Origin of the sequence: Lactobacillus sp. 23-2 (assembly GCF_044902225.1) — a bacterium.
Lineage (GTDB): Bacteria > Bacillota > Bacilli > Lactobacillales > Lactobacillaceae > Lactobacillus > Lactobacillus absianus.
The window spans coordinates 16,593-30,180 of record NZ_JAOQBX010000021.1 but is presented as its reverse complement, the minus strand read 5'-3'; the positions used below and the strand labels follow the sequence as shown (position 1 = coordinate 30,180).

Below are 13,588 nucleotides of genomic sequence, written 5' to 3'. Positions count from 1 at the left end.
AAAAATAACCCCCGGAAAGTACCCAACTACGGCTGATTTACTAAAAATGAGCCCCGTAAAGTACCCAACTACTGACGTTTTGACAAAAGTGTTCACCCGAAAAATACCGCCACGGCATTGCTTCCGAAAACAAAAGGCGGCTGCAACTGGATGCAACCGTCTTTTTAGCTATTTTTTGCAGATAAAATCACTTATCAATTGAAGCGTCTCCGCTCTTTGACCACCGTCGCCAAACAAGCGGTGACCTGCCCCCTTGATCAGGTGCAACTCGCTGTTTTGATAGATCTTGTCATACTTAACTGAAGCAAAATAGTCCACGACTTTGTCCGCGAGTCCATGCACCAGCAAGACCGGCCCTGCATAGCGGGCCGCGGTCTCATAGATTGGCAGCAGCTGGGCAATTCTGAAATACTTGCCGCCAACGGTCCAGCCATCAACCACGACTTGGTCAGGAATGTGCTCCGAGTCATACTCAACCCCCTGGCACTTGCCGTTGATGGCATCTGATTTCAATGTAGCCGCTGGTGCCAGCAAAACCAATTTGTCAATCAGGTCATGGTAGTAGCCGCCTAACATGCTGGCTACCACCCCGCCTTGCGAGTGGCCAATGACGTAGACTTTTTCCGCCTTGATCACCTTTTTGGCAAACTGCAGGGTCTGAATCGCGTCCTCAATTTCATTGAAGACATCCATGTCCGCGAAATCGCCCTCACTCCTGCCGCAGCCGTTAAAGTCCAAGCGCAGGGTTGGAATCCCCTTGGCGTTCAAGCGCTTGGCCACTTGGTAGTTCAGGTGGTCCGGCGTGTAGCCCATGTTCCCCTTGAAGCCGTGCAAAAGGATGGCCACTTCCTGGTTTTCCAGCTGGTCGGTCCCCTCCAAAACCCCATGCAGAGTCAATCCATCCCGTTTGATATTAACATCCATGTTGTATTCCCTTTCTCCTCTCTTTTGCCTGCTTTCTTCCTATTTTATATCTTTAGGACAGACTTGCAGCGCTTTGTAATGAAAAAAATGCACTATTGTTACATTCTTACTATTCAATTGCGCTGGCTTTACAAATATTACTTTCTCTGTATAGCTTAGATACGTGATTTTTCCAGTCCGCTGGCCATTTTTGACAGCTTTTTGGCCTTTTTTGCTATTCATGTATCCCCTAAATTGGGAAATATTACCAATTTTACCGAGCTTTTTACCTGATTGTTAACTAACCGTGATTGCTTTGTAACACTCCTGTCATATTGGACTAGTAGCATAATAGGTAAGTTTTAAGAGACTACGTGAGGAGTAATCTACTATGAAGCATTTCAATTTTAAAAAGGCATTATCCGCTGCCTGCTTAGCAGCCGCCTTTGCCACCGCCCCTGCCACTACTGCTTTCGCAGCAAGCAACGACGCGGCCACGCAATCATCATCTACTCAAGCAAACCAAAGCAGCCAATCATCTTCAACCGACCAAACCACTAAGGCCGCTGAAGCCACCAAGAAGGCTGCCGAAAAGGCCAAGAAAGCCGCTAAAGCTGCTAAAAAGGAAGCTGAAAAGCTGGCCAAGCAGCAAGCCGCTGCCAAGAAGGCTGCCAAGAAAGCCAAGAAGACCACTAAAAAGGCAGCTAAGAAGACTGTCAAGAAGGCCGTAAAAAAGACCACTAAGAAGTCTGCCAAGAAAAGCACTAAGAAGACTTCAAAGAAGACGGCCATCAAGACTGCCAAGGCCGCTGTAAAGGCTGACGCCAACTCACAAGCAGCTGACGACAAGCAAAAGCAGGACCAAAACCAAAGCCAAGACCAACAAGCACAAGACGCGCAAGCCAAGGCCAAAGAAGAAGCCGCTAAGAAAGCCGCTGAAGCCAAGAAGAAGGCCGCTGCTAAGAAGCGTGCCGCTGCCAAGAAGCGTGCCGCTGCCAAGAGAAAGGCTGCCGCTAAGAAGCGCGCTGCTGCCAAGAAGAGAGCCAAGCTTTCCGCTGCTGAAAGAGCAGCCAAGTACTGGATCGCCATGCGCGAATCAAGTGGCTCATATACTGCTAGAAACGGCAACTGCTACGGCCGCTACCAACTTCTGACCGCTTACCTGCACGGCGACTACTCAAAGAAGAACCAAGAAAAGACCGCTGACTGGTACGCTCACAGCCGCTACGGCTCATGGGTCAACGCCAAGAGATTCTGGCTGGCTCACAACTGGTACTAAAACAGACATAGATTCCTCACATACAAGCATGTACAAAGGAGAAGCCGCAAGGCTTCTCTTTTTTATTGTAGTTTTTGCTGACTATTTTGCTAGCTTTCGCCTCGCATTTTTTCACTTTTTCATACCACTTGCTTATGAAAGAAGCTTGCAGGCCTTGCCGTTTTTGATTTTTTTAGATTTTTAATCTATTATTTTAATTTTACAAACTATCTGGGATGCTTTATAATATTTAAACAGCTTTGAAATATACCAAAGAAGAAGGAGCCAATACCCTATGCAGCTTAGCAATGACCAACTGGCCAATATCGCTCATGACTACTACATCAGCAAATTAAACATCGCCGAGATTTCGGCCAAGTACAGCCTCTCCCGCTACTTAATTGACAAGGCCCTGGTGGACGCGGAAAACACCGGGATCGTCCAAATCAACATCAGAGAAGGTGCCAAGCGCAACTCCAGCCTGGAGACCCTCTTCAGACAGAAGTTTGGCTTGAAGGAAGCTTTTATCCTGAAGAAGCTGGAAACCAAGAACCAGGACAGCGAAAAGATCGTCTCCTTCGCGGCTGAACAGATCCAAAGCTACATGCAGTCCTGCGAGAACGTCGGCCTGACTTGGGGAACGACCATGCTGGACATCATCAACTCATTCACCGACACCAAGAACGAGAAGCTGAACTTCGTCCAGCTGGTTGGCTACCCGCTCCATGGCTCAGGCCGTAAGAGCCCCCTGGAACAGGTCGCGGCCAACCAATGCGGCGCCCACTTCCAAGCCCTTCCCGCGCCGCTGTACGCCACCAACCCTGACCTGGTGAAGCTCATCAAGCAAGAGCCGTTCTACAAGCTGCTGGATGAGCGCTACAACCACATGGACCTTCTGGTCGCTACCCTGGGCACCCTGCAGGCTTTTGAAGAAGAAAGCTTCATGCACCGCCAGTACGAGAACCTCCTGTTCAGGGACATCCGTCGGGACAACATCGCCGGGATGATCTTCGGACGGCCATACGACCATGAAGGTCACTTCTTCAGCGCCATCACCAATAAGATCGTCGGCATCTCTGACCAGCAGATCGTCAGAACTCCGGTCCGCTTCGTAGTGGTCAACAGCCGCTTTAAGGCCGGCGCCCTCATCGGCGCCCTGCGCTCCGGCATCGTTACCCACCTGGTAACCAACGAAATCATTGCCGAACGGGCCCTGCAGCTGCTCGAAGACGAAAAGCATTCTTAATCGCAAACGAAAAATGTCACTCAGACGCGCGTCTGAGTGACATTTTGTTTTATCACATATTTTTTTGCTTTTTACCACCAGTCAGTCTGCTTCACGTAGCCAGAGGCGAACAGGGCCGTGGCTGGGCCACATGAGTAGTGGGTGGTTGATTGGAAGCTGGCCCCGGTCAAGCCAAGCACGATGGCCGCGGCTGCCCAGCCAAACCAGGAGATCTTGACGCCATTGCCAGCCGGCAATCGTGATCGTCGCGGGCTTGAATGGGATCAGCAGAAAGAGCGCGATTCCTACGATTAAAGGACAGACAAAGCCTTTATAGTTAACTTTCTCTAACGTATTTATTCCCGCTTGTTTTTTCTTTACTCTTAACTCAATATCTTTTCAAAAATTGGCTATCCGCGCGCCAGCTTGGCGGCTTGGATGCCGGCTTGGCGGCCGAAGACGACGGTTTCCGCGATTGAATTCCCGCCGATCCGGTTGTTGCCGTGCAGACCCCCGGAGACTTCGCCAGCCGCGAAGAGGCCAGCGATGACCTTGCCGTTGGAGTCGAGGACTTGGGTTTCGGCATTGATGTGGATCCCGCCCATCGTGTAGTGGATGGCTGGGTGCACGTGGATCGCGAAGAATGGCTCCTTAGTCACGCCGCGGTCCATCCCCGTGGTCCGGCCAAAGGCTTGGTCAGCGTGCTTTTCAACAGCTTCGTTCCAGGCAGCCACGGTCTCTTCCAGACCAGCCGCGTCAACGCCGATCTTGCCAGCCAGCTCAGCCAGGCTCTCCCCGTGCTCGACCAGGCCAATGTAGTCGTAGAATTCAACCGCCTTGACGTGGTCGCGGATGCCTTGGTCAAAAATCAGGTAGGCCCCATCTTCATCAAGGCCCGTGATGGCATCGGAGACGATCTTCCGGGTGTTCAGCTCGTTGACGAAGCGCCGGCCAGCCCGGTTGACCAGGATGGCCCCTTCCCCGCGGACGGCTTCCCCGATCAGGAAGGTGCGCTCGCCGTCAGTCTGCGCCGTTGGGTGTACTTGGATGAAGTCCATTTGGATCAATTGAGCGTCCACGTCTTTGGCCAAAAGCAGGCCGTCGCCGGTCGCGCCGGCTTGGTTGGTAGTCTTGTAGCCTACCAGGTCTGGCCGATACTTCTTGATGATTTCCTGTGAAGCCCCGAAGCCGCCAGTTGCCAAGATGACTGCCTTAGCCGCGATCTGCTTGGTCCCGTTGACTTCAATGCCCACGATCCGCTTGTCTTCATCCTGCAAGAGCTTGGTAATCTTGGCTTCATTGAAGACGGGAATGTCTTCCTTTTGAATGTTCTTCAAGAGCCCTTCGACCAAGTAGCCGCCAACTGGGGCAGTTGATGCTGGCCGGTGGGCCCGCTTTTGGCTCATCCCCCCGGTAATGGTCAGGTCGGTCAGCGCGATTCCATGCTCAGTCAGCCAGTCGACCGCTAAAGGAGCATGGTCGACAAAGTAGCGCAGCATTTCTCGGTCGTTCAAGCGGCCGCCGCCCTGCAAGGTTTCCTTATAAAAGTCTTCCTTGCTGTCAATGATGCCGTGGTCGTATTGAACCAGGGACTCAGCCGCGTTCATGCCGGATGAGGCCTTGCTGGTGTTGCCGCCAAGCTTGGCGTTTTTTTCAAAAACAGCCACGCTGGCGCCTAATTCATGGGCCTGCAGGGCCGCGGACAAGCCAGTCCCGCCGGCACCAATTACGACAACGTCGTATTCGCTGTCAGCTTCGTTAATCTTCTTTGCTTCGTATACAAATTTAGCCATAGTTGCAATTTCTCCTGCTCAGTGTGAGCTTATTCTTCAGGCTTGGTCCGGTCGACGTTGGTCATGGCCATGTAGTCCATCCATTCGTCGTATTGTTCTTCAGTCACCTTGCCGCTCTTGAGGGCCGCTTCCTTCAAGGTCGTCCCTTCCTTTTGCGCAGTTTGGGCGATTACGGCTGCTTCGTGGTAGCCAATCTTTGGTGACAAGGCAGTTACCGTCATCAATGAGTTTTCAAGGAGATCATCCATGCGCTGCTCGTTGACGGTCAAGCCGTGGATCATCTTGTCGGCAAAGCCAGTAATGGTGCCAGTCAGAATGTCAGCTGATTCCAGAAAGGCAGCGATCATGACCGTCTTGAAGACGTTCATTTCAAAGTTGCCTTGACTGGCCGCGAAGTTGATGGTCACATCGTTGCCCAAGACGCGGGCAACCGCCATGGTTACGGCTTCAGCCTGGGTCGGGTTGACCTTGCCTGGCATGATTGATGAGCCTGGTTCGTTGGCAGGGATGTTGAGTTCGCCGTAGCCGGCACGTGGACCGGAAGCCAGGAAGCGGATGTCTTGGGCGATCTTGAACATGTCATTGGCCAAGGTCTTCAAAGCCCCGTGCATGACGCTCAAAGCTGAGTGGTGAGCCAGGCCCCAGAACTTGTTGGTTTCAACCTTGAATTCGTGCCCGTAGACCTTGGACAGCTTGCCGGCGATGGCTTCAGTCATCCCAGGAGCAGCGTTCAAGCCAGTCCCGACAGCCGTCCCGCCGATCGCCAACTCGTAAAGGCTTGGCTTCAATTCTTGGATGTAGGCCAGGTCATGCTTCAAGGCTGAGATGTAGCCGGAGACTTCTTGGCCAAAAGTCAAAGGAGTCGCGTCTTGCAGGTGGGTGCGGCCGACCTTGACCGTCTTCCAGTACTTGTTCTGCTTAACCTTGAGCTCGTCGATCAGGTGCTGGATGGCTGGTTCCAGCTTGTCGATGGCTTCAACGGCAACGATGTTCATGGCCGTTGGGTAGGTGTCGTTTGAACTTTGGCCGCGGTTGACGTCGTCGTTAGGCAGGATGTTCAAGCCTGGGTGCAGCTTGTTGGCCAGGTTGGCGACGACTTCGTTGACGTTCATGTTGGTTTGGGTGCCTGAGCCGGTTTGCAAAACGTGCAATGGGAAGTCCTTGCGCAGGCTTTCGTCATCAAGGGCCAGCAATTGGTCGATGGCTTCTTCGATGGCTTGCCCCTTTTCAACAGGCTCATCGCCAACTTCAACGTTTGATTCAGCAGCAGCCTTCTTCAAGTGCAGGAAGGCGCGGATGATGGCCAAAGGCATCAATTCACCTGATGGGAAGTTGTTGCGGCTTCTTTCAGTCTGTGGGCCCCAAAGAGCATCCTTAGGGATCTTCACTTCACCAATCGTGTCTGATTCAATGCGGTATTCTTGTTCTGACATCTCTGTTTCTCCTTACAAACGAACTTTAAACATTGCTTTTGTTAATTGCATTATATAACGGCCTTTTTTAATTTTGTTAAAAAACACACAATTTTTATCTAGAATTTCAAAAATTTTAACTAAGCTCAGTTTTTTAATTTTCCCATTGTTCGGTCATTTTTAGTAAAATGCAAAATCTTCCAAATTGAAGTAAGCGCTTAATATTGATTTCAATATTTTTGGGAAAGACCAGCAGGCGGTTTTTCTTTGCCTGTTTTTGGCAAATTAATGAAAAAGGTAACTTGTGAAATGTTCATTTGAACCTCCCACTTTAGCTGGACTCTTTTTTATAAGTGCCGCTTGCTTTCATCTGGAGCTTTTTATTAAAAAAACAAATTCAATAGATTGACTTTAGTGATAAACTAAAACTTAGATTTCTTGATTGGAGAGAATAAATTGCAAGATAAGTTAGAAAAACTGCCCGACGGCTGGCACAAGGCTTTTGCCACCTTGTGGCTGGGGAACTTGATCACGGGGATGGGCTATTCCATGACCATGCCGTTCGTGTCGTTGTTCATCGCTGATCTGGGCCACTACAGCAAATTCGAGATCAGCATGTATTCCGGCCTGGCTTTTGCCGTGACCTTTATCACCCAAGCCATTATGTCACCCATCTGGGGCTCCCTAGCCGACCGCAAGGGCCGCAAGCTGATGTGCCTGCGGGCTTCCGGCGTGATGGCCTTGACCATTTCTTTGACCGGTCTGGCCATGAACGCCGGCTATATCGTGCTCATGCGGGCCATTCAAGGCTGCTTTTCCGGCTACATCAACAACGCCACGGCGCTGATGGCCGGCGAGACGCCCCACCGCAAGAGCGGCTGGGTCATGAGTCAGATGATGACCGCCAGCACCGCGGGCAACCTGATCGGGCCAATCCTGGGCGGGGCCTTGTCCAGCTTCTTTGGCAACCTGCTGGGCGGAGCCTGGGGCTACCGGGTTCCTTTCTTTATTACCGGCTTTTTGATGGCGATGGTCTTTTTGGCAACATTGCTGTTCGTTCATGAAGACTTCAAGCCAGTAAAAAAGGCAGAAATGCGGCCGATGAAGGACATTATGGCCACTTTGCCCAACCTGCAGCTGATTATCGTCATGTTCGTGACTACTATGCTGGTTCAATCCGCCAACATGTCTATCGACCCGATCGTTTCCTTATATGTCAAATCCATGATGCTAGGCGCGCAGAATATTGCCTTTATTGCCGGGGTCGTGGCCGCGACGCCAGGTCTGGGGACCTTGGCCGCATCATCGTATATTGGCCATAAGATGGACCAGATTGGACCGCTGAAGATTTTGCGCCTGGGGCTACTGGCCGGCGCCCTGCTCTTCGTGCCGATGGCCATCACCCACTCCCCGTGGGCCCTGGCCGCTTGGCGCTTTTTGCTGGGGATGGCCAGCGCGGGGATGATGCCCGCCGCGCAGACCGTTCTGACTTTGAACACGCCGCCTGAATCTTTTGGCCGGATTTTTTCCTATAATCAGTCCTTCCAGGCCATGGGCTCGGTCATCGGTTCCCTGCTGGGCTCTGGGATCTCCGGCATCTTCGACTACGCGACGGTCTTCTGGGTCACCGGTGCCACCTTGCTCATCAATTTTGTCTTGGTGCTGATTTTTCAAAAAAAGAGCGTCAGCCATTAACCTGACCAATGTCAACCACTCATCTGACTCGGATGAGTGGTTTTTGTGCAATCGCCTTTAGTGAGGCAGTAGAAACTATGCAACGCTGCCCAGCAAAATCAGCGACCATGAGCCGCGAACATGCTAAACTAAGTTTTGCCCGGATGACTCAAGACAACTTATAGTTTTTATAAAAAGCTGCAAAAAATCAGCCCGTGCAAGCTAAGTTGTGGTACGATTGTGAGCACGAAAGGATGAGTTTATATGGCACGAATGTCGCGCAGACAGTACCAAGAAAGACAAGAACGCGCCTCCCAGACGCGGCAGGCAGACATCAAGGCGGTTCCCCGCTTGGACGCTGACGGGGCTTCCCGGAGCGAGCAGAAGATCCGTCTGAATTTTTGGCAGATTTTCGCTGACCGGCCTTACGTCTCAGTCATTATGCTGAGCCTGGCCTTGTTTTGCGTCCTGGCCAAGTGGTGGATCGGTCTCGGACTGATCATCGGCTTGACCATCATCGGCATCCTTATCATTGGCCGCTCCCACCACCCAAACCGGGTGCTGAGCCTGGAATTCAAGCTCAAGGCCTCCAGAAAGCTGAGCATGATCAAGGCCCTGCAGTTGCTGGGCTCTACGGTCATGTTCCTGGCCGCCTACATGCGCCAGATCGTCAGCGTCAACTTTGCCTCCGCGGGGACCACGGACAGCCTGACCCTGATCCAGGGCGTCTTGAACAGCCACGGAACTTACGGCCAGCAAGGCTCTTACTTCCTGAGCCTGTTCAACTCCCTGACCGGGGGCTCGCTTTGGGGGACCTACCGCTACGCTACCAACAGCTCGCAAATGATGAACTCCAGCGCCGGCACGATGATCATCCTCTGGATCTTCCTCTTGATGATCGCCCCCGCCTTCTGCGTCCTGTCCCAGTTCTTCAGAGAGCCGTATTCCCGGCACGTGATGACCATCTTCTCCCTCATCTCCGCGGCGTCATTTATGATGACTCCCTACCTGATGAAGAAGTGGGTCGTCCAGTACGCGATTGAGAACCAAATGTCCCAAATTGCCGCCAACAACGCGGTCCAAGTCGGCGGGATGGTCTTCCCGGCCATCGTTTCCGCCATCTTCGTCTTCATCCTGGCGATCTACCGGGAAATCAAGCGGGACGAATTTTAAGCCAGCACCAAAAAACAGCTCCAAATTCCTGGAGCTGTTTTTCGTTTACCCTAAAAGCTTCTGGTATAGGGCGTAAGTCCGGGCATCATAGGCCACCATGATCACCCGCAGGTCATAATCCTTGTGGTCTCTAAGCCACTTGCGGACCTCCGTGAAGGCAATCTTGCTGGCCGCGCCCAAAGGATAGCCATAGACCCCGGTTGAAATCGCGGAAAAAGCCACCGAATGCAAGCCGTTTTCCTGAGCCACCCGCAGGCTGTTCCGGTAGCAGGCTGCCAAAAGGAGCGGGTCGCTGTGTGAGCCGCTATAGATGGGCCCAACCGTATGAATGACGTACTTGGCCGGCAGGTCAAAGCCGGGCGTGATCTTGGCCTCGCCCGTCTCGCATCCCCCCAAGGCCCGGCAGGCTGGATCCAGCTTTGGCCCAGCGGCCCGGTGGATGGCTCCGTCGACGCCGCCTCCTCCACGCAATTCCTTGTTGGCCGCGTTGACGATCGCGTCAACCTTGAGACTGGTAATGTCACCTTGCCAAATTTCTAAGCTCATTTAATCCTCCAGATACATTTTTCTAAATTTAGCCAGCTCGGTCTTAGAAAGACCCAGGCGCTTGACCCAAAATTTATCAAAGCTGCCCCAGCCCTGGCGGATGGTCTCCGTAATCCCCTTAATCGCTGGACCTTCCCCTCTAGTGACGTTCATCTTAGCGATGATCTGGGACAGCTTTTCATTGGTTGGGTGCTGCTTCTTCCAAGAGAAGTCATAGAGTTCATCCGTGAGCATATAATCCCGGGCGATCGTGTCATCATCAACGCCCAAGGCCATCAGGATCATCACGCTGATAACGCCGGTCCGGTCCTTTCCGGCCGCGCAGTGATAGACCAAGGCCTGATCCTCAGGCAGGCGCAGAAGCTCTTTAAACACCTTGGCAATTGCTTCTTCTGAATGGCTGTTCAACAGAACCCGCTGGTAGATGCTGGGCAGATAGTCGTCAAAAACGGGAATATGGTGAAAGAAGCGCAGGAGCGCATGTTTTTCTTCAAACCGCTCCCCCTCAGCGTAAAGACCAACGCTGACCAGCCGGGCACCTGGCCAAAGCAAGTCTGGATAAGCCCGCTGCTCACGGCTGGTCCGCAAGTCGCAGTCTACCGTGATATGCAGCTTGCAGAGGGTTGCCATGTCGCGCGTCGACATCTCGTTTAAGGCAGCCGACCGGTAGATCTTGCCCCACTTGACCTGACGCCCGTTTAATCCCGTGTAGCCGCCCAAGTCCCGGAAATTGACCGGCTGGTCTAATTCAATCACTCTTTGCCGCGTCATCCTGCATCCCTCTTTTCCTAAATTCCAGCAGCTGTTGACTTCCCTTTTATTTTAGTTTTTCAGGCTATTTTTGGCAAAAAAATCACTCCAGCCAAAGCCAGAGTGATATGGGTTATTTCGTCAGCACAATCTGTCTGTCAAACATGTTGACCATCTCGTCAGTAAAATTGTGTCCAATGAAGACGATGGTCGCCTTGCAATCGAGCAGGTTGCGCAGGATCCGCTTCGTGCTGTCGCGATCAACCGACGCGGTTGCTTCGTCGATCAAAATGAAGCTGCTTCGGTTGAGCTCGGCACGGGCTAAAACGATCTTTTGCCTCTGCCCGCCAGAAACGTTTTGCTTCTCAACGTTTATAATGGTTTCTTTTCCTTTAGGGAACTTGGCAATGTCTTTGGACAAGTCGACTTTTTGGAGGTATTCGTCCACTTGACCGTCAAATTCTGGCTTGAACATGGTGACGTTGTCCGCGATCGATGCTGGGAATAAAACCGGATCTTGCGGCACATAGTGCAGTGCTTGCGGCGACACCTTGATCTCATGCCCGTCATGATCATAGAACACGATTTTTCCAGTCGTTGCCTGCAATTCGCCTGCCAAAATCTTAAGCAGGGTCGACTTCCCGGTACCGCTGTCGCCGGTCAACAGCACTTTTTCGCCAGCCTTGATCTTCAAATCGGGGTAATTGATCGTCTCCCCGTGATCATAAGCAAATGACAAGCCGGCAGCACACAAATGGTCAAAGGAAGCCAATTCTTCATCTGCATTGACATCCTTAGGTGGATCAGCTAAGGCAGCAGCTGTCTTTTCATTCAATGGTTTGGTTGACTTGATTTGTTCAAGGTAATTAGACAGCACAACCAGACTGTTAAAGATCATACTAGAAAATTGGCCAACCGCAATAAGTTTCCCGATGGATATTATTCCAGCAGAAATCAACGTTCCAGTTACAACGTCTAATGCAACTTGACAGAAGATGCTCATGAAGGCATTGACAAAATTAATTTCAGTTACGCTGATTTGCCGCTTAACTAGTGATCCCTCTAATTTATTGGATTGCTTTTCCAGTACCTCAACCAACTTGCGTCTTGCATCATAGCGCTGAAGTTCCGCTAGCCCGCCTAACCAGTTCTTTATGGTTGTTAGATAAGTTGCGTTCACATTGGAAAAATGCATCGTTCTTTCTTGGTATTTTTTTGAAAAAATACTTGGAAGGTACAAAAACATAACCGACAACAACACAGTGGTAACTAACAAAATCCAATGCATCGTGACTAGCGCGTATGCTGAAAATACGACAGCTAAAGCAGAGTCGAAGAAAATGAACAGTGGCCGAGCAAAGTTGTCAAATAACATCTGAAAGTCATTCGTCAAATGATTTTGCATTTCAGCAACAGTTTCAGGATTTTGATAATAATAATTAACTGTTTTTATTCTAAGCTGGTGAACATATTCTTGAGTTTGTACGATATATAAATACTCCGCAAAACAGACGAAGACATATCCACCAATATACAATACGAAAAACACAGCTAAAACAAGATAGAATTTTCTAGTCTCTCCCTTAACCAGTAAGTCCAGTATAAGGCCAATTACATAGTTCCCACTTGCTACGCATAACTGACCAAAAACTTCCAAAGCAACTGCAAATGTAAATCGCAGCCTGTTTTGCCTAACAAGTTCTCCGATTTTCATTTAACTTCCTCCAATTTTTTGTTTATTTTTTCTTTTGTTCAATGAATATAATGCAGTATACCACAAGCCAGCACCGTTCTCATCTTTTCTTTAAAAAACTTTCATTTTAAGAAAGCCTATCTGCAGAGCAACTAAACGTGACAAGTTCTGATGCTGATTAACGCAAAATGAAAGAATCCTGCCGAAGCACTGTCATCAAAGGCATTTTTCGGCCGGTCTTTCATCAGACAGTCTTCGGAAACGGATAACACAGATCTTAAACACAAAAAAACGCTCATCTAACCTCGATGAACGTTTTAAGGCGTCGCTCTATTGCAGAGCTCCTCATAAAATAACGCCATTTATTTTTGCCTTTACTCCAAGAACTTGTCCCGCAGCCGCTCCAGGTCACGCCTGTCAAAGCCCAGGCTGGTGAAATAGCGGTCAAAGCCGCCCCACATCTGCCGGATGGTTTCCGTAATTCCATAAAAAGAGCTCTGGCTGACCTGGGTCTGGTTCATCTTGGCAATCTGCCGGCCCAGCCGGTCATTTTCATCAGCCTCATTCCAGTCCCGGCTATAAGACCGGCTGAACAGGTAGTCACGCATGATTTCCCGGTCATCCAGCCCTAAGGCCATCAAGACAATCACGCTGACCATCCCCGTCCGGTCCTTGCCCATAGAGCAGTGGTAGATCAGGGCCTCATCATCTTTCAAAGCCAGCAGCTCCTGAAAAATTTTCCGCATCACCAGGCCAGTTCTAGGAGCCAGGAGGTTCTGCTGGTAGACCATGGCCAGGTAGGACAAGCGCGGAACCTTGCCGGAATATTTGGCCCAAGCCGCCTCGGCTTCTTCCTCTTCATCCCCGGCCTCACTGTAAAAGTGGGTATCGATCACCCTGGCTCCCGGCCAAATCTGGTCCGGGTAGCTGTCCTGCTCATGTCTGGAGCGCAGGTCGCAGTCCACCACGATCCGGCGGCGGGCCAGCTCAGCCTGGTCGGCCTTGGTCAAATGACTCAAGGATCCTGACCGGTAAAGCCGCCCCCACTGGACCCGGCGGCCGTCCTTAGTCCGGTAGCCGCCCAAATCCCGGCAGTTGTAGCCAGCCTCCAGCTTGACGATCCGCTTTGTCTGCATTTCTGTCACCTCATTGTCCCAAAAA

At 51.1% G+C, this 13,588-nt stretch carries 12 protein-coding genes; 4 read left to right on the top strand and 8 right to left on the bottom strand.

Annotation, left to right across the window (positions count from 1 at the left end; genetic code table 11):
- Window positions 1-168: 168 nt before the first annotated feature.
- Window positions 169-924 (bottom strand): alpha/beta hydrolase, encoded by a 756-nt coding sequence (locus tag OCH80_RS07765; RefSeq protein WP_404539643.1) that lies wholly within the window; start codon window positions 922-924, stop codon window positions 169-171.
- 370 nt (window positions 925-1,294) lie between these two features.
- On the opposite strand from OCH80_RS07765, the gene OCH80_RS07760 reads away from it, so the two are divergent.
- The gene (locus OCH80_RS07760) at window positions 1,295-2,182 is read left to right on the top strand and encodes a peptidoglycan-binding protein LysM (protein WP_404539640.1); all 888 of its coding nucleotides are present in this window, start codon (window positions 1,295-1,297) and stop codon (window positions 2,180-2,182) included.
- 274 nt (window positions 2,183-2,456) lie between these two features.
- On the top strand, window positions 2,457-3,407 hold the full coding sequence (locus OCH80_RS07755; protein ID WP_404539638.1) for a sugar-binding transcriptional regulator: 951 nt from the start codon (window positions 2,457-2,459) through the stop codon (window positions 3,405-3,407).
- A gap of 71 nt (window positions 3,408-3,478) precedes the next feature.
- On the opposite strand, the gene OCH80_RS07750 is transcribed toward OCH80_RS07755, so the two are convergent.
- From OCH80_RS07750 to OCH80_RS07740, 3 genes are all read right to left on the bottom strand, one after another.
- Window positions 3,479-3,643, bottom strand: a complete 165-nt coding sequence (locus OCH80_RS07750) for a hypothetical protein (protein ID WP_404539645.1) — start codon at window positions 3,641-3,643, stop codon at window positions 3,479-3,481.
- A 153-nt stretch (window positions 3,644-3,796) separates the two neighbouring features.
- Window positions 3,797-5,179 carry a flavocytochrome c gene (locus OCH80_RS07745; protein ID WP_404539636.1) on the bottom strand — a complete coding sequence of 461 codons (1,383 nt, stop codon included), beginning with the start codon at window positions 5,177-5,179 and terminating at the stop codon, window positions 3,797-3,799.
- A gap of 29 nt (window positions 5,180-5,208) precedes the next feature.
- Window positions 5,209-6,612 (bottom strand): class II fumarate hydratase, encoded by a 1,404-nt coding sequence (locus tag OCH80_RS07740; protein ID WP_404539634.1) that lies wholly within the window; start codon window positions 6,610-6,612, stop codon window positions 5,209-5,211.
- A gap of 435 nt (window positions 6,613-7,047) precedes the next feature.
- Here OCH80_RS07740 and OCH80_RS07735 point away from each other — a divergent pair, with 435 nt between their 5' ends.
- Both OCH80_RS07735 and OCH80_RS07730 read left to right on the top strand, forming a co-directional pair.
- Window positions 7,048-8,286: an MFS transporter gene (locus OCH80_RS07735; RefSeq protein WP_404539631.1), complete on the top strand. Its 1,239-nt coding sequence runs from the start codon at window positions 7,048-7,050 to the stop codon at window positions 8,284-8,286.
- A 243-nt stretch (window positions 8,287-8,529) separates the two neighbouring features.
- The gene (locus OCH80_RS07730) at window positions 8,530-9,438 is read left to right on the top strand and encodes a cytochrome C5 (RefSeq protein WP_404539628.1); all 909 of its coding nucleotides are present in this window, start codon (window positions 8,530-8,532) and stop codon (window positions 9,436-9,438) included.
- 45 nt (window positions 9,439-9,483) lie between these two features.
- Here OCH80_RS07730 and OCH80_RS07725 read toward each other — a convergent pair whose 3' ends face one another.
- The 4 genes from OCH80_RS07725 to OCH80_RS07710 all read right to left on the bottom strand — a co-directional run bounded on the left by OCH80_RS07725 (window position 9,484) and on the right by OCH80_RS07710 (window position 13,563).
- Window positions 9,484-9,984, bottom strand: a complete 501-nt coding sequence (locus OCH80_RS07725) for an O-acetyl-ADP-ribose deacetylase (protein ID WP_279190836.1) — start codon at window positions 9,982-9,984, stop codon at window positions 9,484-9,486.
- Window positions 9,985-10,755 (bottom strand): tyrosine-protein phosphatase, encoded by a 771-nt coding sequence (locus OCH80_RS07720; protein ID WP_302188239.1) that lies wholly within the window; start codon window positions 10,753-10,755, stop codon window positions 9,985-9,987.
- 112 nt (window positions 10,756-10,867) lie between these two features.
- Complete coding sequence (locus tag OCH80_RS07715) at window positions 10,868-12,448, bottom strand: ATP-binding cassette domain-containing protein (RefSeq protein WP_404539623.1); 1,581 nt, start codon at window positions 12,446-12,448, stop codon at window positions 10,868-10,870.
- A gap of 353 nt (window positions 12,449-12,801) precedes the next feature.
- Window positions 12,802-13,563: a tyrosine-protein phosphatase gene (locus OCH80_RS07710; protein WP_404539621.1), complete on the bottom strand. Its 762-nt coding sequence runs from the start codon at window positions 13,561-13,563 to the stop codon at window positions 12,802-12,804.
- Window positions 13,564-13,588: the final 25 nt, after the last annotated feature.

Excerpts from the sequence above, each read along its gene's own strand:
- OCH80_RS07710 (WP_404539621.1), bottom strand. The coding sequence starts at position 13,563 with ATGCAGACAAAGCGGATCGTCAAGCTGGAGGCTGGCTACAACTGCCGG.
- OCH80_RS07755 (WP_404539638.1), top strand. The coding sequence starts at position 2,457 with ATGCAGCTTAGCAATGACCAACTGGCCAATATCGCTCATGACTACTAC.
- OCH80_RS07740 (WP_404539634.1), bottom strand. The coding sequence starts at position 6,612 with ATGTCAGAACAAGAATACCGCATTGAATCAGACACGATTGGTGAAGTG.
- OCH80_RS07745 (WP_404539636.1), bottom strand. The coding sequence starts at position 5,179 with ATGGCTAAATTTGTATACGAAGCAAAGAAGATTAACGAAGCTGACAGC.
- OCH80_RS07730 (WP_404539628.1), top strand. The coding sequence starts at position 8,530 with ATGGCACGAATGTCGCGCAGACAGTACCAAGAAAGACAAGAACGCGCC.
- OCH80_RS07760 (WP_404539640.1), top strand. The coding sequence starts at position 1,295 with ATGAAGCATTTCAATTTTAAAAAGGCATTATCCGCTGCCTGCTTAGCA.
- OCH80_RS07720 (WP_302188239.1), bottom strand. The coding sequence starts at position 10,755 with ATGACGCGGCAAAGAGTGATTGAATTAGACCAGCCGGTCAATTTCCGG.
- OCH80_RS07715 (WP_404539623.1), bottom strand. The coding sequence starts at position 12,448 with ATGAAAATCGGAGAACTTGTTAGGCAAAACAGGCTGCGATTTACATTT.
- OCH80_RS07765 (WP_404539643.1), bottom strand. The coding sequence starts at position 924 with ATGGATGTTAATATCAAACGGGATGGATTGACTCTGCATGGGGTTTTG.
- OCH80_RS07725 (WP_279190836.1), bottom strand. The coding sequence starts at position 9,984 with ATGAGCTTAGAAATTTGGCAAGGTGACATTACCAGTCTCAAGGTTGAC.